Origin of the sequence: Aurantimonas sp. C2-5-R2 (assembly GCF_036549495.1) — a bacterium.
Taxonomy (GTDB): domain Bacteria; phylum Pseudomonadota; class Alphaproteobacteria; order Rhizobiales; family Rhizobiaceae; genus Aurantimonas; species Aurantimonas coralicida_A.
On the sequence record NZ_JAZHLJ010000011.1, the window covers coordinates 93,299 to 114,058 of the forward strand.

18 protein-coding genes and 1 pseudogene are annotated in these 20,760 nt (G+C 65.5%); 9 read left to right on the forward strand and 10 right to left on the reverse strand.

Translation table 11 applies throughout. The features are described 5' to 3' along the window. Window positions 1-15 precede the first annotated feature (15 nt). Window positions 16-2,796 carry a class I SAM-dependent DNA methyltransferase gene (locus tag VQ044_RS07850; RefSeq protein WP_327650891.1) on the forward strand — a complete coding sequence of 927 codons (2,781 nt, stop codon included), beginning with the start codon at window positions 16-18 and terminating at the stop codon, window positions 2,794-2,796. A gap of 19 nt (window positions 2,797-2,815) precedes the next feature. On the opposite strand, the gene VQ044_RS07855 is transcribed toward VQ044_RS07850, so the two are convergent. From VQ044_RS07855 to VQ044_RS07875, 5 genes are read right to left on the reverse strand one after another with little or no spacing between them, the layout of a single operon-like run. Continuing rightward, entirely contained in the window at window positions 2,816-4,171 is a 1,356-nt protein-coding gene (locus tag VQ044_RS07855) for a dihydrolipoyl dehydrogenase family protein (protein WP_327646301.1), read from the reverse strand. Window positions 4,172-4,180: 9 nt separating this feature from the next. Beyond that, a complete protein-coding gene (locus VQ044_RS07860; protein WP_327646302.1) occupies window positions 4,181-4,405 on the reverse strand; it encodes a GDCCVxC domain-containing (seleno)protein in 225 nt (74 codons plus the stop codon). Further along, window positions 4,405-4,623 carry a mercury resistance system transport protein MerF gene (merF, locus tag VQ044_RS07865; protein WP_206454502.1) on the reverse strand — a complete coding sequence of 73 codons (219 nt, stop codon included), beginning with the start codon at window positions 4,621-4,623 and terminating at the stop codon, window positions 4,405-4,407. Before merF ends, VQ044_RS07860 begins: the two co-directional genes overlap by 1 nt. 6 nt (window positions 4,624-4,629) lie before the next feature. Then, entirely contained in the window at window positions 4,630-4,965 is a 336-nt protein-coding gene (locus VQ044_RS07870) for a heavy-metal-associated domain-containing protein (RefSeq protein WP_327646304.1), read from the reverse strand. 10 nt (window positions 4,966-4,975) lie between these two features. Beyond that, complete coding sequence (locus tag VQ044_RS07875; RefSeq protein WP_327646306.1) at window positions 4,976-5,374, reverse strand: mercuric transporter MerT family protein; 399 nt, start codon at window positions 5,372-5,374, stop codon at window positions 4,976-4,978. 77 nt (window positions 5,375-5,451) lie between these two features. Here VQ044_RS07875 and VQ044_RS07880 point away from each other — a divergent pair, with 77 nt between their 5' ends. Then, entirely contained in the window at window positions 5,452-5,877 is a 426-nt protein-coding gene (locus VQ044_RS07880) for a MerR family transcriptional regulator (RefSeq protein WP_327646308.1), read from the forward strand. A gap of 82 nt (window positions 5,878-5,959) precedes the next feature. On the opposite strand, the gene VQ044_RS07885 is transcribed toward VQ044_RS07880, so the two are convergent. The 4 genes from VQ044_RS07885 to VQ044_RS07900 form a co-directional block, all read right to left on the reverse strand. Next, window positions 5,960-6,430, reverse strand: a complete 471-nt coding sequence (locus tag VQ044_RS07885; protein ID WP_327622973.1) for a chemotaxis protein CheW — start codon at window positions 6,428-6,430, stop codon at window positions 5,960-5,962. Then, window positions 6,430-8,226, reverse strand: a complete 1,797-nt coding sequence (locus VQ044_RS07890) for a methyl-accepting chemotaxis protein (RefSeq protein WP_327646309.1) — start codon at window positions 8,224-8,226, stop codon at window positions 6,430-6,432. Before VQ044_RS07890 ends, VQ044_RS07885 begins: the two co-directional genes overlap by 1 nt. A gap of 450 nt (window positions 8,227-8,676) precedes the next feature. After that, entirely contained in the window at window positions 8,677-9,153 is a 477-nt protein-coding gene (locus VQ044_RS07895; RefSeq protein ID WP_442872879.1) for a chemotaxis protein CheW, read from the reverse strand. 230 nt (window positions 9,154-9,383) lie between these two features. Next, a complete protein-coding gene (locus VQ044_RS07900) occupies window positions 9,384-10,280 on the reverse strand; it encodes a dienelactone hydrolase family protein (RefSeq protein ID WP_327646311.1) in 897 nt (298 codons plus the stop codon). A 109-nt stretch (window positions 10,281-10,389) separates the two neighbouring features. On the opposite strand from VQ044_RS07900, the gene VQ044_RS07905 reads away from it, so the two are divergent. After that, window positions 10,390-13,059 carry an ATP-dependent helicase gene (locus tag VQ044_RS07905; protein WP_327646313.1) on the forward strand — a complete coding sequence of 890 codons (2,670 nt, stop codon included), beginning with the start codon at window positions 10,390-10,392 and terminating at the stop codon, window positions 13,057-13,059. Between the two features lie 230 nt (window positions 13,060-13,289). Here VQ044_RS07905 and VQ044_RS07910 read toward each other — a convergent pair whose 3' ends face one another. Next, window positions 13,290-13,574 carry a GIY-YIG nuclease family protein gene (locus tag VQ044_RS07910; RefSeq protein ID WP_327646315.1) on the reverse strand — a complete coding sequence of 95 codons (285 nt, stop codon included), beginning with the start codon at window positions 13,572-13,574 and terminating at the stop codon, window positions 13,290-13,292. A 1,358-nt stretch (window positions 13,575-14,932) separates the two neighbouring features. On the opposite strand from VQ044_RS07910, the gene VQ044_RS07915 reads away from it, so the two are divergent. The 6 genes and pseudogenes from VQ044_RS07915 to VQ044_RS07940 form a co-directional block, all read left to right on the forward strand. After that, window positions 14,933-16,630, forward strand: coding sequence for a murein hydrolase activator EnvC family protein (locus VQ044_RS07915; protein WP_327649980.1), 1,698 nt, complete (start codon window positions 14,933-14,935; stop codon window positions 16,628-16,630). Next, window positions 16,620-17,960, forward strand: coding sequence for a S41 family peptidase (locus VQ044_RS07920; protein ID WP_327649982.1), 1,341 nt, complete (start codon window positions 16,620-16,622; stop codon window positions 17,958-17,960). Before VQ044_RS07915 ends, VQ044_RS07920 begins: the two co-directional genes overlap by 11 nt. A gap of 147 nt (window positions 17,961-18,107) precedes the next feature. Beyond that, complete coding sequence (locus VQ044_RS07925) at window positions 18,108-19,265, forward strand: divergent polysaccharide deacetylase family protein (protein WP_327651386.1); 1,158 nt, start codon at window positions 18,108-18,110, stop codon at window positions 19,263-19,265. A 101-nt stretch (window positions 19,266-19,366) separates the two neighbouring features. Beyond that, window positions 19,367-19,879 (forward strand): RNA pyrophosphohydrolase, encoded by a 513-nt coding sequence (locus VQ044_RS07930; protein ID WP_327649986.1) that lies wholly within the window; start codon window positions 19,367-19,369, stop codon window positions 19,877-19,879. Window positions 19,880-20,006: 127 nt separating this feature from the next. Beyond that, window positions 20,007-20,414 (forward strand): VOC family protein, encoded by a 408-nt coding sequence (locus VQ044_RS07935; protein ID WP_327622963.1) that lies wholly within the window; start codon window positions 20,007-20,009, stop codon window positions 20,412-20,414. 35 nt (window positions 20,415-20,449) lie between these two features. Next, window positions 20,450-20,683 (forward strand): annotated as a pseudogene (locus VQ044_RS07940) (LysE family transporter); the annotation flags it as partial. Between the last annotated feature and the right edge of the window lie 77 nt (window positions 20,684-20,760).

The following is a 20,760-nucleotide window of genomic DNA, read 5'->3' on the forward strand; positions in this document are numbered from 1 at the left end:
ATCTTCGGCACGCTCTTGGAACGCGCCCTCGACAAGCGCGAGCGCTCCAAGCTCGGCGCCCATTACACGCCGCGCGCCTATGTCGAGCGGCTGGTCGTGCCGACCATCATCGAGCCGCTGCGCGAGGAGTGGCGCACCGTCCAGGCCGTCGCCGAGAGCGACCGCGAGGCCGGCCGCGACGAGCGGGCGCTGCGCCGCGTCAGCGATTTCCACCACCGGCTCTGCACCACCCGCATCCTCGATCCGGCCTGCGGCACCGGCAATTTCCTCTACGTCTCGCTGGAGCTGATGAAGCGGCTGGAAGGCGAGGTGCTGGACGTGATGGAAGCCCTTGGCCGCTCCGAGGGGCTGTCGATCGGCTCCGAGACCGTCGAGCCGAGCCAGTTCTACGGGCTGGAGATCAACCCGCGCGCCGCCGCCATCGCCGATCTGGTCCTGTGGATCGGCTATCTCAAATGGCAGCTTCGCACCGTCGATCCGCGCTATCTGCAGGAGCCGGTGCTGCACGCCTATGGCACCATCCGCCATCAGGACGCGATCCTGACCCATGACGGCGAGGAGCTCTTGCGCGGCGCGGACGGCGCACCGCTGTCGCGCTGGGATGGAGTGACCAGGAAGCGGCACCCGATCACCGGCGAGGACGTGCCCGACCCCGACGCCACCGTGCCGCTTTACACCTATCGCAACCCGCGCGCCGCCGAATGGCCGGCGGCCGAGTTCATCGTCGGCAACCCGCCCTTCATCGGCGGCAAGGACATGCGCGCCGAGCTGGGCGACGGCTATGCCGAGGCGGTGTGGAAGGCGCGGCCGCATCTGCCGGGCGGCGCCGATTTCGTCATGCATTTCTGGGACCAGGCGGCGACTTATCTGCGCGAGGGGTTCAAGCCGCGACAAGGATCGAAGGCGCCGACGACATTCCCCCACCGCTTCGGCTTCATCACGACGAATTCGATCACCCAGACCTTTTCGCGCCGGGTGATCGAGCGGCACCTGTCGGCCAAACAGCCGCTCAGCCTGGTCTTCGCCGTCGCCGACCATCCCTGGATGAAGGCGGCGGACAAGGCCGCCGTGCGCATCGCCATGACCGTCGCCGAAAAGGGCGAGCACGAGGGTGTTTTGGCGGAGGTCGTCGGCGAGGCGGGGCTGAACACCGACACGCCGCAAGTGACGCTCGCCGAACGCGAGGGGAAGATCACGGGGAAGTTCACGATCGGCGCGGATTTGTCCTTGGCAAACGGTCTGCAGGCGAATGACATAATTTCGAGTAGGGGGGTCGCGCTCCATGGCGCAGGGTTCATTGTAACGCCTACAGAGGCAACCTCGTTGGGACTTGGACGCGCGCCTGGAGTTGAGAACCATATCCTGGATTATCGACACGGGCGCGATATCGCCCAGCGGCCGCGCGGCGTTAAAGTGATCGATTTATATCCATTAAAGGAGGAGGAAGTTCGCGAGCGATTTCCGCCGATTTTCCAGCACGTTCTGACAAAAGTAAAACCCGAACGTGGGTCAAACCGAGAAGCGTTCCGGCGCGAATATTGGTGGTGGTTTGGACGCAGGCACTCTGATCTTCGAGAATTTCTCGCCGAGCTTCCTCGCTACGTCACCACGGTCGAGACCTCGCGCCACCGCTTCTTCCAATTTCTCGATGCCAGCATCCGTCCCGACAACAAACTCGTCAACATCGGTGTAGATCGGGCCGAGACGATCGCGGCTTTATCATCCCGAGCCCATATCTCGTGGGCACTCGCCGCCGGCGGCTTTCTCGGCGTTGGCAACGACCCTGTCTACGTCAAAACGCGTACCTTCGACCCCTTTCCCTTTCCCGGCTGCGTCGCCGAGGTGCCGCCCGCTCTGCGCGGGCCGGAGGATGCCGGCAATGCCGCGCGTCGCGCGCATCTCGCCGAGCTGGGCGAGCGGCTCGATGCCTTCCGTAAACAGCGCCTCGCCGAGCACGATTTTCTGACCATGACCGGGCTGTACAACGTGCTGGAGCGCGTCCGCGCGCTGGAATGGGTCGGGCGTGCCGGGCAGGGCGCCCATTCCTCTCCCCTCGGGGGAGAGGGTGGTTCGCGAAGCGAACCGGGTGAGGGACAAGGCGGTGGCAAGACCCCTCATCCGGCGCCTGCGGCGCCACCTTCTCCCCGCCGGGGAGAAGAACCGGGCGCAACCGCAGAGCCCGCCGCCGTTCCGCCGCTGAGCGAGGCGGAACGCGCCATCTACGATGCCGGGCTGATCGCCGTCCTGAAGGAGATTCACGACGACATCGACCGCGCCGTCTTCGCCGCTTATGGCTGGGAGGATCTTGGCGATCGCCTCGTCGGCCGGCCCGGCGCCACGATGCCCTCGCCATTCAAGAGCGAGGACCAGGAGGCCGCCGAGGAGGAGCTTTTGAGCCGTCTCGTCGCGCTCAATCTGGAGCGTCAGGCCGAGGAAAAGCGCGGCTATGTCCGCTGGCTGCGGCCGGACTACCAGATCCCCAAACTCGGTCACAAGGTCGCCGAGCCGGCCGCCGCGACGCAGATCGAGGCCGAAATCGCGGTGGTGGCGGCCGGCGTCAAACCGCCGGCGCTACCAGCCGACGCCTTCGAGCAGATCCGCCTCGTGCGCGATGCGCTGGCGCGCGCCCCCGAGCCGGTCCTGCCCAATCAGCTCGCCGCCGCCTTCGCCGGCAAGGTGACGAAAAAGAAGCTGGCGAATGTCGAGGAGGTGCTGCGCAATCTCGCCGAACTCGGCCTTGCCCGCACCGGCATCGGCGAGGACGGCGCCACCCGTTATTTCGCCCCGCGCGGATAGGCGTGCGTTGCGAGGCGGGCTACAGCATCGAGCCGAGGTCGGAGCCGACGGACGGGTAGGCGGCGATCATCGATTTCAGATCGCGGGTCTTCAGTCCCAGCCGCATGGCGAGGCCGCAGAAATTGACGATCTCGGCATATTCCGGTCCGAGCAGATGCGCGCCGAGGATCTCGTCGCTGTCGGCGTCGATCAGGATCTTGGTGGCGGCATGGGTCTCGCCGACCCGCAGATTGGAGTACCAGCCGCTGGTGTCGTTGAAGGCCACGCGGACATTGCGGCCTTGCTCCCGTGCCTCCGATTCCAGCATGCCGACGCGGGCAAGCTCGGGAATCGTGAAGACGACGCTCGGCACTCCGCGATAGTCGACGGTGGCGTGATCGCCCTTCAGCATGTTCGAGGCGGCGACCTTGCCCTCGGCAACCGCCACCGGCGTCAGCGGCGGCCCGTCCGTGTCGGCGGCATCGCCCGCGGCAAAGACCGCCGGGTTGGAAACGCTCTTGAGATGACGGTCGACGCGGATGCCGGCCTCGCTCGCCTCGACCCCCGCCGCAGCAAGGTCGAGCCGGTCGATCGCCGCCACGCGGCCGGCGCCGTGGACGACGAGATCGGCGGCGAATGTCGTGGGCTTGCCGTCGGTCTCGGCATGGACGGTGTAGCCGTCGCCGCTCCGTTCCACCGATGTGAGGTCCGTCATGGTGGTGACGGCGACGCCCGCCTCACGGCCGCGCGCGACCAGTCTGTCGACGAGGTCGGGGTCAAAACCCTTCAGCGGCCGTTCGCCCCGTTGGACGATCTGGACCGCGCTGCCGGCCCGCGCCGCGATATGGGCGAACTCGAAGGAGATGTAGCCGCCGCCGACGAAGACGATGCGGCGCGGCAGCGTTTCCAGCTCCAGAAACGCCGTGCTGTCGATGACGTGTTCGGCGCCCGGAAATTCCAGCGGCCGGGGCTCGGCGCCGGTGGTGATCAGGATGTGGCGGCCCTGCAGCCGGGTCTCTCCACCGATTTCGACCGTGTTGTCGTTCAGGAACCGCGCCGGGCCGTGAAACGTGCTGACGCCGTTCTTGTCGAGACCGCCCTCGATCTTGTCCGGCATCGCGTCGGTAAAGCTGCGCTTGAACGCCATCAGATCGGCCCAGTCGATCTTAAGGTCGCCGGCTTCGACGCCCTTGCCGCGCATCAGTCGCGCCGCGTCGATGATCTCGGCGCCCCGGCGCAGCATCTTCTTCGGGTCGCAGCCGCGCAGTGCGCAGGTGCCGCCATAGGGCAGTTCGTCGACGACGGCGACCGACCAGCCGGCGGCGGCGCATTTGTTGGCGGCGCTGACGGCGGCCATGCCGACGCCGAGCACGATGAGGTCGAAATTCTGGGTCATGGGCTAACTCTAGCTCGCGCAGCAGGCGGCGGTTTCGCCGCTCGCCCGCGCTTCCTGGATCGGCGGACAGGGCACGCTGCCGAAGGAGCAATAGACGCAGCAATCCCCGGTATTCGGCCTGAGCAGCGCGCCACAGCCCTTGCAGTCATAAAAGAACTGGCAGGCGTCGGTCGGCATGGTTTCGGTTTCCTGGTGTCCGCATTGCGGGCAGGTGAGGGTGGAGCGAGGTTCCATCAGCAGGCGGCTTTCTTGTGGCGGTGGCGTAGCAGGAGGGCGTAGGCGGTGATGCCGACAAACAGGAACAGCAGCGGAAACAGCACATAGTCGGCGAAGGCCAGCCAGGCGGAGACCCCGGCGAAGGCGAAGAGGATCACCAGCGCCGGAGTGAAGCAGCAGATCGCCGCGATCACCGAGCCGACAATGCCGGTCTTGAGAAGCGTCCTGTCTTTCATGGCGGATCAGCTTCCGGTGATTGTCGCCGGGTAGCCGGCGTTGGTCGAGGCTTCGGCGAGGTCGCCCGGCGTGACTATCGCCGGATCGAACACCACCGTGGCCGTCTGGGCGTCGAGATCGACCGCGACCGAAGTAACACCGTCGAGCCCGCTCATCGCCAGTTTGACGGTGATCGGACAGGTCGGGCAGGTCATGTTCTCGATCGTGAAGGTTTGGGTCTGAAGCGCCGGAGCGGCTTCCGTCTGCGTTTGCGCGATCGCCGCCGGGGCAAGCAGGGCCGCGCCAAGTCCGGCGACGCTCAGCATCGCAGCGGCCACGGAAAGGGTCGACAGGCGTTTCATGCGTGGTCTCCTAATAGAATAACGGTGCCCACCAGGCGTTGGTCATCGACAGGATGACCAGGACGGTGGCGATCCAAAGGGCGCTCTGGGTGATCAGCGAGGCAATGGGGCGGGCGCAGGCGGCGCCGACCGCGCAAGCCGCTTTCGGCCGGAAATAGACCTGCCAAAAGCCGAGCCCGAGAAACACCAGCGTCAGGGCGACGAAATACGGCTGGTAGGGGGTCAGCACCGTCAGATTGCCGATCCAGGCTCCGCTGATCCCCAGCGTGACCAGAACCAGCGGCGCGATGCAGCAGGACGAGGCGAGCACCGCGCCGACGACACCGCCGCCTGCGAACCACCCCTCGCGCCGTTCCGGGGCGGCAGGCATCGCGTCTTTTCGTCCGATCTCGGCTGCTGTGTCGCTCATATTGATTGGCCCTCGCTTTCGCGTCGAGCAACATCTACGGTCTGTAGCGACTACAGGTTCAAGAGGTTTTTTCCGCTATGGCGATCACGGCTGCGAGAGCGGTCCTCAAGCGCGGCGAACTGGCCAAGCGCATGAGCTGCAACAGCGAGACGATCCGCTACTACGAGAAAATCGGGCTGCTCGGCGTTCCGGACCGCTCAGAGGGCGGTCACCGGCTCTATGCGCCGGATGATCAGGCGCGGCTCGGCTTCATCCTGCGCGGCCGCGAACTCGGCTTCTCGATCGAGGAATTGCGGGGATTGCTGGGTCTCACCGATGCGCGCGACACGACGTGCGGCGAGGTTCTGGCGCTGACCCGTCGCCATATCGACGGCATCCGCGCCAAGATCGCCGACCTTGAGCGCCTGGAGCGTACGCTCGTGGCGGTCTCGGCGGAATGCGAGGGCGGCAATGTGCCCGAGTGCCCGATCCTGGATACGCTGCTGGATTCCGGCAACCGCTGATCGCCGTGCTGGCACAGGAGATAAGTGTTCGGCGAAAGGCCGGCCGCATGGGTGCGCGCCCGGCCTCCTGGATTGTTTCGCGTTACGCCGCTTCCGCGAGCGCGACGGCCTGCGGAAACATCTGTTCGAGGTTGAGGAAGCAGATCATGCCGTCCGAATGCGCGATGATCCCCTGGGCGTAGCTCTTCTCGTAAGCTCCGCTCATTTCGGGGACGGGCTGGATGCTGGAATGATCGACGGTCATGATGTCGGACAGGCGGTCGACCAAAAGGCCGAGCGTCTTGCCTTGAACCTCGACCACCACTATGGCGCTGCGCGGATTGGGGTCCGTGGCGGTCATTCCGAGCTTGCGGGCCATGCTGACCACTGGAATGATGGTGCCGCGCAGGTTGATCAAGCCCAGGATGTCCGGCGGGGAGTTCGGCAAGGGAGTCGATTGCGACCACCCTCTGATTTCGCGGACCGAGATGGTCCGGACGCAAAACTCCTGCTCGTTGATGCGGAAGGCGACGATTTCGAGCGGTCCGCCGTCCTCTCCGATGTCGGGAGCCATCAAAATTCCTCCCATGTGTTGGCGTCGACTGCCGCGTTGCCATTGGTCGCGAAGGCGCGGGAGACTTTCCCGACGAGCTGCCGGGCTGGAGAATCCGGCATCCTCGAGACTTTTCGGCCGGCGGGCTGCGCTCCCTGCCGTTCGTCGCTGAGGTCGAAATGGCCCAACAGTTCGGTCAAGGCCGCGGCTTGCTGGCTGAGACCGTGACAGGCCGCGGAGGACTCCTCCACCATGCTGGCATTCTGCTGCGTGCCCTGGTCGATCGAAGCGACGGCCTTGTTGATCTCCTGAAGCCCGACCATTTGTTCGCGCGCGGCCTCGACGATCGCCGTGACGTGCTGGTCGATCTCCTTCACCTCGCTGACGATGGTCTCGAGCGCGGCACCCGTCTCGCCGACCAGCCCCACACCCAGCTTGACGTTCTCGCCCGAGGTGTTGATCAGACTCTTGATCTCCTTCGCCGCTTTCGCCGAGCGTTGGGCGAGTTCGCGCACTTCCTGGGCGACGACCGCGAAGCCCCGGCCGGCTTCGCCGGCGCGCGCCGCCTCCACCCCAGCGTTGAGAGCCAGGAGATTGGTTTGGAAGGCGATCTCGTCGATCACCCCGATGATGTTGACGATCTGGCCGGACGAGGCCTCGATTTCGCCCATTGCGGCGACGGCACGCCGCACGACCTCGCCGGACTTCTCCGCTCCCGCCCTGGTCTGGGTGACCAGTTGCCCGGCCCCTTCGGCCCGCTCGGTGGAACTCTTCACGGTCGCCGTCATCTCTTCGATCGCGGCGGCGGTCTCCTCGACGGACGCAGCCTGCTGTTCCGTCCGCTTCGCCAGATCGTCGGACGCGGTCTGGATTTCGGCGCTGGCGCTATGAATGGCGGACGCATTCTCTCCAACCTTCTGCAGGGCCGCCTCCAAAGTGCCGACGGACTCGTTGAAGTCTTCGCGCAACTTGTCGAGTGACGGAATGAAGGGTCGAGTGATACGCTGACGCACGTCGCCATCGGCCATCCGGCCGAGTCCGTGGGCGAGCTCGTTGACGGCTTCGACGCGCCCGGTGATGTCGGTCGCGAATTTGACCACCTTCATCACCTTGCCGCTCATGTCGAAGATCGGGTTGTAGGACGCCTGGATCCAGATTTCCTTGCCGCCCTTGCCGATCCGCTTGAATTCCTCGGACACAAACTCGCCGCTGCCGAGCCGCGTCCAGAAATTGCGGTAGTCCGGTGATTGGGCATAGGCCGGTTCGACGAACATCGAATGGTGTCGTCCGGCGACCTCGTCTAGCCCATAGCCCATCGCGTTCAGGAAATTGTCGTTCGCGGTGAGGATCTTGCCGTCGACGGTGAACTCGATCACCGCCTGCGCCCGACCGATGGCTTCGAGCTTGCCGGAATTTTCGGCCGAAACCAGCTTGGCGGCGGTAATGTCCGTCGCGATCTTGAGGACTTTTTGAACCTTCCCGCCGGAACCGAGGATCGGATTATAGGTGGCCTGGATCCAGATTTCCTTGCCGCCCTTGCCGAAGCGCTTGTATTCGCGCGCATCGAATTCGCCGCGTCCGAGCTTGGCCCAGAACTCCTTGTATTCGGCGCTCTGGGCGTAGGCCGGTTCGACGAACATCGAATGATGCCGTCCGGCGATCTCGCTGACGTCGTAGCCGATCGCGCTGCAGAAGTTCTCATTGGCCGTGATGATAGTGCCATCTGGCTTGAACTCGATCGTTGCGAGCGACTTGCTGAGCGCCGCGAGAATGGCCTTTGAATCGCCACTCCCAAATCCTGCCGGTAGAATACCCATCAAACCTATCTCCTCACCCTCACTGCCGACTTTCCGGTCGGACTCAATTGAACTCGCGCCAAAATGAAGGCGCGTCTCTCGTCGGACCGCCGGGCACGCTTTCGCGACGCTCAGGCATACGCTTGGCATCCGGCAAGCGAGCTTAATGGGGTTGTTAGACGGCTATCTGTTAACAACTGATTTCATTCGTAAGTATTGGGCATCACGCATCGGTGAGGAAGGTGCGATGTAAAAAGAGTACGGATGATAATTGTTATTGCCGGCGCACGGCCCAATGGCATCCGATGCAAACCTGAAATGCCTTTGTCGCGTTTCGCGTAACGAGCTCTGAAATAACCGGAATTCGCGCCTGCCACTTGATCGCGGCGTTGGTACCTCGATCGAGGGCCGAGGGCGAACACCGAAGGTGCCGCCGTTAGTTGGCGGCGGCCCCCGGCTCCCCTTGCGGCATTACGCCGCGGCAGCCAATTTTGCGACGTCGGGAAACATGTGGTCGAGGTTGAGGAAGCAGATCATGCCGTCGGCGTGCGCGATGATGCCTTCGGTATAGCTCTTGTCGTAGCCGCCGGTCATTTCCGGAACCGGCTGGATAGTGGAGCCGTCGAAGGTCAGGAGGTCGGAGAGACCGTCCACGAGCAGGCCCAGAATCGTGTCTTGAACCTCGACGACGACAATGGCGCTGCGAGGATTCGGCGGCGCGGCGGTCATGCCGAGCTTCTGCGCCATGCTGACCACGGGAATGACCGTCCCGCGCAGATTGATCATGCCCAGGATGTCGGGCGAGGAATTGGGCAAGGGGGTCGATTGCGACCACCCCCGGATTTCGCGCACCGAAATCGTGCGGACGCAGAATTCTTGCTCGTTGACACGGAAGGCGACGACCTCCACAGGGCCGCCATCGTGATAGTCCGGGGTCTTCATCGCCATCCTCATCCACGCGTCGCGGCAAGGTTTGGCCGAGCGACGAATTCGATGTGGTGACTAAACGGCATCCAGATTAATAATCTGGCGGCGGACGAGGGTTAAAATTCTGTAAACGACGCCACGATATCTCGCCCGGTCGCGCGCCATACGGCGCTCGTCCGCGCATTCGGGCGGTTGGATGGTGCGTGTCGGTCCCTTGTTGGCGATCGTGCGGTAGCCGGAACGCGGCGGAATCAACCGCCGCCGAGGTGCTGCTTCAGGAACGCGACCGTCTGCTCCCAGGCGCTGTCCGCCGCCGCCTTGTCGTAGCGCGCCGCCGATGTGTCGTTGTTGAAGGCGTGGTTGACGCCCTCATGGACGACGATCGCATGCTCCACCCCGGCCGCCTCCAGCGCCGCCTTGTAGGCGTCGATGCCGGCATTGATGCGCTCGTCGAGCCCGGCATAGTGCAGGAGCATCGGCGCCTTGATTTTTGCGACATCGGCCGCGTCCGGCTGGCGGCCGTAATAGGCGACGCCGGCGCCGAGCTCCGGATCGGTGACCGCCAGGCTGTTGACCAGCCCGCCGCCCCAGCAAAAGCCGACCGCCCCGACTTGGCCGGTGGTGCCGGCCTCGCTCGTCGCCCATTCGCGCGCCGCGACGGCGCTCTCCACCGTCTTGGCGCCGTCGAGCGCGCCGATCATCTCGCGCGCCTTGTCCTCGTCCGGCGGCGTGCCGCCATCGGTGGACAGGAAGTCTGGCGCGACCGCGACGAAGCCCTCCAGCGCCAACCGCCGCGCGACGTCCTGGATATGGGCGTTGAGACCGCGATTTTCGTGGATCACGAGGACCCCGGGGAGCGTCCCCTCGGCGTCGGTCGGCTTGGCGACATAGGCCTTCATCTCGGCGCCGGCGGCCAGGAATTTCGCCCACACTGTCGTCACCCGCTCGTCCTGCGGGTCGACGATCTGGGCGCTCGCCTTGGACGCGCCGATCAGCGGCGCGATCGCGGCGGCGGCCGTCGCCGAGCCGGCAAGCGCCGTCAGCTTGGCCATGAAGCCGCGCCGGTCCAGCGTCAGATGGGTGTATTCGTCATAGGCGTCGATCATCGCCTGGGTGATCTTCGGCTTCCGGGGTGTCTCGTCGGCCATTGCGCTTGCTCCCTTGCTCCATCATTGGGAATACTAATGCGGTAGCCTCCGCCCGCAAGGCGACCGCGTTCCCCTAGTGTTCCGCGCCCGAACCATTACATTGCGGGCGATGACCGATTCCCATGATCCTTCCGGCCCCGCCGCTCCCCGGGCCGGCTCCATCGCGGCCCGCGCCATGGCCGCCCGTGGCTCGCGCGCGCCCGACTATCTCGCCGGCCTCAACGCCGAGCAGCGCGCCGCCGTCGAGACCACCGAGGGTCCCGTTCTGGTGCTGGCCGGCGCCGGTACCGGCAAGACGCGGGTGCTGACGACGCGCATCGCCCATATCCTCGCCACCGGCCGCGCCTTTCCGTCGCAGATTCTCGCCGTCACCTTCACCAACAAGGCGGCGCGCGAGATGAAGAACCGCGTCGGCTTTTTGGTCGGCGAACAGGTCGAGGGCATGCCCTGGCTCGGCACCTTCCACTCGATCGGCGTCAAGATCCTGCGCCGCCACGCCGAGCTGGTCGGGCTGAAATCCAACTTCACCATCCTCGACACGGACGACCAGATCCGGCTGATCAAGCAGCTGATCCAGGCGGAAAACCTCGACGACAAGCGCTGGCCGGCGCGCGGCTTCGCCCAGATGCTCGATTCCTGGAAGAACAAGGGTCTGACCCCGAAGGACATTCCCGAGGGCGACGCGCGCGCCTTCGCCAATGGCAAGGGCCGCGAGCTCTACGCCGCCTATCAGGCGCGGCTGAAATCGCTCAACGCCTGCGATTTCGGCGATCTCTTGCTGCATCCGATCGCCATTTTCCGCGCCCATCCGGATGTCCTCGCCGAATATCACAAGCGCTTCCGCTACATCCTGGTCGACGAGTATCAGGACACCAACGTCGCGCAATATCTCTGGCTGCGGCTCCTGGCGCAAAGGCCGACGCGGCGGGCCCCCTCATCCGGCCCTTCGGGCCACCTTCTCCCCGCAGGGGAGAAGAATGGTGCGAGCTCGCCGACGGCCGCGGAAGAGCGCCATTCCTCTCCCCCTTGGGGAGAGGGTGGTTCGCGCAGCGAACCGGGTGAGGGGTTTACTCCCATCAACATCTGCTGTGTGGGCGACGACGATCAGTCGATCTATGGCTGGCGTGGCGCCGAGGTCGACAACATCCTACGCTTCGACAAAGACTTTCCCGGCGCCACCGTCATCCGGCTGGAACGCAACTACCGGTCCACCGCCCACATCCTCGGCGCCGCCTCCCACCTCATCGCCCATAATGAGGACCGGCTTGGCAAGACGCTGTTCACCGACTTTTCCGACCCCGAGCACCAGAAGGTCGAGGTCAATGCCGGCTGGGATTCGGAGGAGGAGGCGCGCGCCATCGGCGAGTCGATCGAGGATCTGCAGCGCCGCGACAATCACGACCTCAACGACATGGCGATCCTGGTCCGCGCCTCCTTCCAGATGCGCACCTTCGAGGACCGCTTCGTCACCATGGGGCTCAACTACCGGGTCATCGGCGGCCCGCGCTTTTACGAGCGCATGGAGGTGCGCGACGCGCTCGCCTATTTCCGCTGCGTCGTCCAACCCGCCGACGATCTGGCCTTCGAGCGCATCGTCAACACGCCGAAGCGCGGCCTCGGCGATGCCACCATTCGCCTGCTGCACGACTACGCCCGCTCCCGCAAAATCCCGCTGATCGCGGCCGCCGGCGAGATGGTCGAGACCGAGGAGCTGAAGCCGAAGCCGCGCAACGCGCTGCGCCGCGTCGTCACCGACCTTGTCCGCTGGGCCGGGCTGCTGGATTCCACCAAGCACACCGAGCTGGCCGAGCAGATCCTGGAGGAATCCGGTTACACGGCGATGTGGCAGGCCGACCGCTCGGCCGAGGCGCCGGGCCGGCTGGAAAACCTGAAGGAGCTGATCCGCTCCATGGAGGAGTACGAGGGGCTTGCCTCCTTCCTCGAACATGTCGCGCTGGTCATGGACACCGAGCAGAACGCCGATCTCGACGCCGTCTCGATCATGACGCTGCACGCGGCCAAAGGGCTGGAATTCGAGACCGTGTTCCTGCCCGGATGGGAGGAGGGGCTGTTTCCCCATCAGCGCGCCCTCGACGAGGGCGGCCGCTCGGGCCTGGAGGAAGAGCGCCGGCTCGCCTATGTCGGCATCACCCGCGCCAAGCGCCGGGCCAAGATCTGGTTCGTCTCCAATCGCCGCATTCACGGCCTGTGGCAATCGACCATCCCCTCGCGCTTTCTCGACGAGCTGCCCGAGGCGCATGTCGAGGTGATGGAGGCCAACACCAGCCAATACGGCGGCTACGGCGCCTCGCGCTGGGACGGCGCCGCCGCCTTTCAGGAAAACGCCTATCAGACGCCGGGCTGGCGCCGGGCCCAGGCGGCCGCGCAAAATGGTCAGAGCGGGGCCGGCTTTGCCGGGGGCAAAGGAAGTTCGGCCGGCGACGGCTGGTCCGGCGGCCGCACGCGCCAGATCGACTATGGCGGCGGCAGATCGAATGCGCGGTCCGGACGCCACGGGGGCAGGGGCCACAACCAGCCGCCGAAACAGGGGTTCGGCCTTTACGCCTCGGCCAAAAAGGGCGGCCCGCGCGAGATCGAGGGCGAGCTGGTAGCCAAATCCGTCATCGCCGAGGACAGCCGCTTTGCCAGCGGCGACCGGGTCTTCCACCAGAAATTCGGCAACGGCACCGTCGCCTCCGTCGAGGGCAACAAGCTCACCGTCGACTTCGACAAGGCCGGCCAGAAGCGCGTGCTGGAGGGGTTTGTGGAAGGGGTTTGAGGGGGGCAGCGCTGAGGTGGATTATGATCAGCGCGTCGTCATCCCGGCCTTGAGCCGGGATCCATTCCAAGCCGCTTGAGCCGCCAATCCGTCGCCGGACAGGATGGGAAAATGTCGCGGCATGGGTCCCGGCTCAAGGCCGGGATGACGAAGCTCGAAGGCCTGCGTCCATCCTGCGGAGTCGCACCGGCGCCCATCCTGCAAGCATCGCACCGGCGCCCACCTGTCCCTCACCAACTGCCGCGATAAAGTTCGTTCCAGTCCGGGTTCATCACTTCGATCAGTTCGATCTTCCAGCGGCGCGGCCAGCGCTTGATGGTTTTCTCCCGCGTGATCGCATCGCGGATATCGAAATGCTCCTCGTACCAGACGAGGCGCCGGCAGCCGTGGCGGCTCGCAAAGCCGGGCGTCAGACCATTCTTGTGCTCGAAGACCCGCTGGGCGAGGTCGCTGGTGACGCCGGCGTAGAGCGTGCCGTTGCGTCGGTTCGCCATGATGTAGACGTGGCCCGCCACCGCGCTGCCTTTCCCGCTCGATCGCCCGCAGGCTACCGGACGAAGCTCGGGCAACGCCAGAGCGTCCAGGTCGTGCCCGACTAGCCGCGACGTTCAATACGGTCGTCATTTCGACTTCGGCGATCGGCGAGACCGTCCCACGCGGGCGTCATCCCGGCCTTGAGCCGGGACCCACTCCAAGCCGCCCGAGCCGCCAATCCGTTGACGGACAGGATGGGAAAATGTCGCGGCATGGATCCCGGCTCAAGGCCGGGATGACGAAGCTCGAAGGCTGGCGCCTCATGTTTCTGCGGGGGATGGTGGGCCGCATTCATCTACGCGATCGTCGGCGAGTAGTCGCGACCGCCCAATACGGTCGTCATCCCGGCCTTGAGCCGGGATCCATTCCAAGCCGCTTGAGCCGCAACTCCGTCGCCGGACAAGATGGAATAAAAGTCGCGGCATGGGTCCCGGCTCAAGGCCGGGATGACGAAGCTCGAAGGCCGGCGCCCTCATCTTCGACGGCGTAAGAAGGGTCCGCGTGTGTCCGAGACAATCGCGCCGGGAAAAAATTTATCCCCACCCCTTTCACTCTCCCGCACAATCACGTCACCGCCGGCCCATCCTGAGCCAGTCGAAGGAACGGGCGCGGACGATCGCCGGGATCGTTCGTTGGGCCAAAGGGGAGCGATCCCTGGCGGGCGGTGCCGGTTTCGGCCGCTTCCGGAGCGGCGGGAACCGGGCCTGGTGACGGCCGCGCCTGCCTTCCGTTCTGCGGGGAAGGCGGCATGCCGCCGGCCTGGAGGTCGTGCTCCTCCCGGCGGCATCCCACAGCCCGTCCGGTCCTCGCCGAAAGGTTGGGCCGGCAGGCGAATGGTGCGGCGACGCACGGGAATCGAGAGCCCGTGCGTGTCCTTGGCACCCATCGCGCNCGCCGAAAGGTTGGGCCGGCAGGCGAATGGTGCGGCGACGCACGGGAATCGAGAGCCCGTGCGTGTCCTTGGCACCCATCGCGCGGGATGCCGGAGGCGGACCGTATTGACGTAAAACAGTCGGAGGGTTCGCCTCCGGCGTTCCGTCGCTTGTTGGGAGCGGCATCAGGGACCCGTCAGTGAGCGGCGAAGCCGCAAAACTTAAGGACGGGACAGAGAACCCACTCCGGCCCGATCGGGTGCGGAGGCGTTGTCGCGTGCCCGGTGGATTTTTGCGGAAAGCCCCCCGCGCGCCGGCGATGGTTGATCGATTGTTAAGTCGCTGATTCTAGGGTGGCTCCCGGTATGCGAGATGGCGCGACTCGTCTATCCTGACGGTTGGATCGCGGAGGACAAACGGTCTTGGTCGAAAGGCGGACAGGCAAGGCTGGACGGGGGTTGCGAGGCGTGCGAATCAGCGCCGCGGCGATCGCCTGTGCCGTTCTCCTGCCGTTTCCGTCCGGCGCGCAGCCGGATGCGGTTCGAACCGAAGCCAAACCCGTCGAATCCGCCATCGATTCGATGCAGGTCGCCTCGATCCAGACGGCCCGCTCGACTATCTTGGAAAAACAGCGCCGCCAGACCGCTGCCGATCTCGTGGCCGTTGCCAACACCATCGCGTTGTCGCGGGAGACGATCAGTTCGCTCGACGAAGAGATCGACGCGCTGGCCAAGGACCGGGACCGGATTCGCCAGGCGATGATCGATGCCGCCGCCGCCCAGAAGGCGGTCAGCGAGGAATTGGCGGCGACCGAGGTGCGCGTCGACGAACTGGCGAGTGAGGAGGGGCTGATCAAGGCCTCGCTCAACGAGCGCCGCGGCGTCCTCGCCGAAGTGCTCGGGGCGCTGCAGCGCATGGGCCGCAAGCCGCCGCCGGCGCTGCTGGTCAAGCCGCGCGATGCGCTGGGTTCGGTCCGCAGCGCCATTCTTCTCGGTGCCGTCGTTCCCGCCATTCGCGAGGAAACCGACCGGCTTGTCGCCGATCTGGAACGTCTGGGAACGGTTCGTCTCGCCATCGTCTCCGAGACGCAACGCTTTGCCGGCCAGGTCGCCCGGCACCGCGAGGAGGAAGCGCGCCTTGCGCGGCTGTTCGCCGAGAAGGAAAAGCTCGAAGCGACCAATCGCGAGCGGCGAACAAGCGAAGCCGCGCGGGCGGCCGACCTCGCCGGAAAGGCGACGGACCTGAAAGACCTGATCGCTTCGTTGCAGAACGAGGTCGACAGCGCCAAGGCCGCCGAGGACGCGGCGCGCCTTGCGGAGATGCGCCGCCAGGCCGACGAAAAGGCGCAGGCGGTAGAAATCCGGCGCTTGGCGGAGGCCCGGCGCATGGAAGCGGAGCGCCTGACGCGCGAGGCACGCGTCATCGCGCAGCGCGCGGCTGAGGCAACGCTGCTGGCCGAGGCCCGTGACGCCGAAGCGGCGCGGACGCGGGAGGCCGCGATCGAGGACGTTCCGGAGACGGTCGTCGCCACGGCCGAGCCACCGGCGGCCGAGACAGCCGCGCCAGATGATAGGGCGGTTGAGAGCGAACCGGCAGCCGAGGCGGCGGTCGAAATCGCCGCGTTGCAACCAGCCGACGCGCCGTCCGCCGACGCAACGCCCGAATACGATATTGCCTCACTTCGTCGTGAGGCGGCGCGGCTCGAACCGGCCGCCGCATTTTCGACAATGAAAGGCCGTTTGTCGAAGCCGGTGGCTGGCATGCAGCTGATCGGATTCGGCGGGAAAGACGATATTGGGCGGGAGACGACGGGAGCATCCTTCGCGGCGCGGCCAGGTGACGCCGTCACGGCGCCTGCGGACGGTCGGGTTTTGTATTCCGGGCCGTTCCGGTCCTATGGTCAGCTCTTGATCCTGGACGCCGGCGACGGCTATCATGTCGTGCTCGCCGGTATGGAGCGGATCGACGTCGAGACCGGCCAATTCGTTTCGGCGGGCGAGCCCGTCGCGGTCATGGGCGCAAGACGTGTTGCCAGCATCGCGGTGGCGGAATTCGGTGCGACCCGTCCCGCGCTTTATGTCGAATTCCGCAAGGACGGAAAACCGGTCGATCCGTCTGCCTGGTGGATGGACGAACCCTCTGGAAGGACGACGAATGATTCGTAAGCTCTCGATACTCTTCGCCGGGGCGCTGATGGGGGCGACGGCGATGACCGTCGTCAGTCAGAACGCCGGCACCGCCAACGCGGCGGGCTCCGATACCTACCGCCAGCTTGCGATCTTCGGCGACGTATTCGAACGCGTTCGCGCGCAATATGTCGACGAGCCCGACGACCAGAAGCTGATCGAGACGGCCATCAACGGCATGCTGACGTCGCTCGATCCGCATTCGAGCTACATGAACGCCAAGGAAGCGGCGGACATGCGGACCGAGACCCGCGGCCAGTTCGGCGGTCTCGGCATCGAGGTCACCATGGAGGACGAACTCGTCAAGGTGGTTTCGCCCTTCGAGGGCACGCCGGCCGACAAGGCCGGCGTCATGGCCGGCGATCTGATCGCCGAGATCGATGGCGAGCAGGTTCGCGGCCTCACCCTCGGCGAGGCCGTCGAGAAGATGAAGGGCGATATCGGCACCAGCGTCAGCCTGACGATCATCCGCGAAGGCGCGACCAAGCCGGTGCGGCTGACGGTCACGCGTGACGAGATCAAGGTGCCCTCGGTCCGTCATTCGGTCGAGGGAGATATCGGCTACATCAAGCTGTTGAAGTTCAACGAGCAGACCACGATCGGTCTGGAAGCGGCGGTCGCCGACATCAAGGAACAGGTCGGTGAGGACAAGCTCAAGGGCTACATCCTCGACCTTCGCCGCAATCCGGGCGGGCTTCTCGACGAGGCGGTGTCGGTCTCCGACGCCTTCCTCGACAATGGCGAGATCGTCTCCACCCGCGGTCGCAACTCCGACGAGACCCGGCGCTACAATGCCCGGACTGGCGATGAGATCGACGGCAAGCCGCTCGTTGTCCTCGTCAATGGCGGCTCGGCCTCGGCGTCCGAGATCGTCGCCGGCGCGTTGCAGGATCAGCGCCGCGCGACCGTCGTCGGCTCGCGTTCCTTCGGCAAGGGCTCGGTGCAGACGATCATCCCGCTCGGCGCCAACGGCGCGCTGCGCCTGACGACGGCGCTCTACTACACGCCTTCCGGCCGTTCCATTCAGGGCCGCGGCATCGATCCCGACATCGGCGTCGAGCAGCCGCTGCCGCAGGAGATCCGCGAGCAGATGGGCCTCGATCCACAGGAGGATATCTCTCGTGGCGAATCCTCGCTGCGCGGTCACATCACCGGCAACGAGGAAGACGACCAGGGCTCCGGCTCGCTCGACTATGTGCCGCCGGAGAAGAAGGACGATCTGCAGATGCAGTACGCAATCGACCTCCTGAACGGCGTCAAGACCAACGCCATGTTCCCGCCGAAGCAGGAAGCCAACGCCGCCAACTGATCCCTTCGCGCGGCCGGCCTATAGCTGGCGATGAACAACCAAGGCCCGGCCATCTTCGGATGGCCGGGCCTTTTTCGTGAGTGAGACCGCCGTCGCCTGTCCCTCGCTCGCGAGCCACGATCCAGCTTCGCCGGATAGACGGGAAGAATGCACGGCGAACTCTATGAGCCCCTGGGTCTCGATCGCGACGACGGCGAAGCCCGCCGTCGACCGTCGGCGTCGACGCTCGGCGGTCTGACCTTGGCTGCGCTCGTCGTCGCCGGCTCGCTCACGACCGCACTCCTCGGGCAGCCGGAACGTCGGGTCACCGACTATTTTACCGAAGCATCGCAGTCGATCGCCGCCGAACAAATCGCTGCCACGACGGTCATCGCCGCACCGGCTCCGGTGGCGAAGAGGCCGCTGCCCATCGTCATCTCGGGCCCGGACGATCCGGCGCTGCATGAAGGCGGCGGGATCGGCTTCCGCATCGAGGATCCCGTCACCTATCGCCAACGCCCCTCGGACGCGCATCTGCCCGACCCGGATCTCATCGAGGAAAGCGCCTACGGCCCGCTGCCGACGCGCGGGGCGGATGGCAGGCGGCCGTTCGACGTCTATGCCGGATCCTCGAGCGGCACACCGGGCGCCCGCATCGCCATTGTCGTTGGTGGTCTCGGCATCAGCCAGACCGGGACGTTGAACGCCCTGAACGCCTTGCCGGGCTCGGTGACGCTCGGCTTCGCGCCGGCGGGCAACAGTCTCGACCGCTGGATGCAGGACGCGCGGCGGGGAGGGCACGAGCTTTTGCTGCAGGTGCCGCTCGAGCCGATCGGCTATCCGCAGATCGATCCCGGCAAGAATACCGTGACGGTCGCCGACGCGGCGGCCGGCCGCTTTGATGCGCTGTACGCCTCGCTTGGCCGGATCACCAACTATGTCGGCATCATGAACTACATGGGCGGCCGGTTCACCGGCGATCCCTCGGCGATGGAGCCGCTGATCGCCGAACTCGGTCGTCGTGGCCTGATGTATCTCGACGATTCCAGCTCGCTGCGGTCGCTCGCCAAGGACACGGCGACGCTTCAGAACGTCCCGGTCGCTGCCTCGAACGTGATGATCGACGAGACTCAGGACGCGGCCGACATCCGCCGTCAGTTGGATACGCTCGAGCGCATCGCCCGCGCCGAAGGCGCGGCGATCGGCGTCGCATCGGCCTTCGACGTCTCGGTCGCGGTCATTGCCGAATGGATTGCCGAGGCGAGCGGACGCGGCATCGAGATCGTGCCGGTCTCCGCGTTGGCCGAGGATACGGAGCGCCGCTGACCGCCGCGCTCCATCGATGCCCTTGCCCTCGTCGCCGAGCGCGCGATAACACCACCCGATGAAGGGGAGATCCGCGCCCCAGACACTCGGGACGGCACAGCATGAAACCGATCGCATTCGACAATCTTCCCTATCGCCCTTGCGTCGGCGTCATGGTGCTCAACCGCGACGGACTGGTCTGGTCCGGCCGCCGGATGATGGTGGACAAGGGTGAGATGACCGGGGCGACGCAGCTTTGGCAGATGCCGCAAGGCGGCATCGACAAGGGCGAGGATCCGCTGGAGGCGGCGCGCCGCGAACTCTACGAGGAGACCGGCATGCGCTCCGTCGCGCTGCTCGGCGAGGCACCCGATTGGATCGACTACGACCTGCCGCCCGAGCTCGTCGGCATCGCCCTCAAGGGCCGCTATCGGGGGCAGACCCAGCGTTGGTTCGCCTTCCGCTTCGAAGGCAACGACAGCGAGATCGCCATCAACCCGCCGCCGGGCGGGCACAGTGCCGAGTTCGACCAATGGGCCTGGAAGCCGATGGATCAATTGCTCGACCTGATCGTGCCGTTCAAGCGCGGCGTCTATGAACAGGTGGTCGCGGCGTTCCGGCATCTGACGACATGAGTACGAGCGACATGAAACTCATCGGCATCCTCAGTGCATGAGTTAGGCGTTTTATATTGAATCGCGGCTTTGCGGGCTACGATGATGTGTGTGACCGGCAGCGCCGCAGTGTCAGAAAAGGGACGTCATGTTCAGCCACGTTACCGTCGGTGTGAGTGATCTTCAGTTCGCATCTCGTTTTTACGATGCGGTACTCCAGCCCCTTGGACTCCGGCAACGGGCAGTCCTTGCGGACGGTGGCCCGCCGTCCTTGTGCTGGGTCTGCCGGGACAATGCACTGCCGCGCTTTTATGCTTACGTGCCCTTCGACGGCGGGTCGGCAACGCCCGGAAACGGCAGCATGGTCGCCTTTCTGGCCCCTTCGGAAGAGGCGGTCTCAGACGCCCATGCAGCCGGGTTGGCCGTGGGAGGCAAGAATGAAGGAGCGCCGGGCCCACGGCCTCACTACGGCGACGGCTATTTTGGTGCCTATCTGCGCGATCTCGACGGAAACAAAGTCCATATTGTCTACCGTGGTGATCTGATCACGCAGTAGGAAACGGCGATCGCGGAGCAACGGGGATGGTGACGATGAGCAGCGAGCATGTAGATCAACTGTTCCTCGTTTATGCGACCTACTTGATCGCGACCGCCAGCCCCGGCCCGAGCAATATGGCGATCATGGGCGTTGCAATGGAGCGAGGACGCATGTCCGCTATCGTGCTGGCACTGGGCGTCGTTACCGGCTCAATGTTCTGGGCGCTTCTTGCAGTGACAGGCCTCTCCGCCGTTCTCTCGACCTATGCCAATGTGCGCATTTCGCTGATTGTGAGCAGCCATTTCAGGCGATCGTGAGCACGTGTTTCACGCGATCATGAGCGGTCTCTTCGGCCGACCTTGGT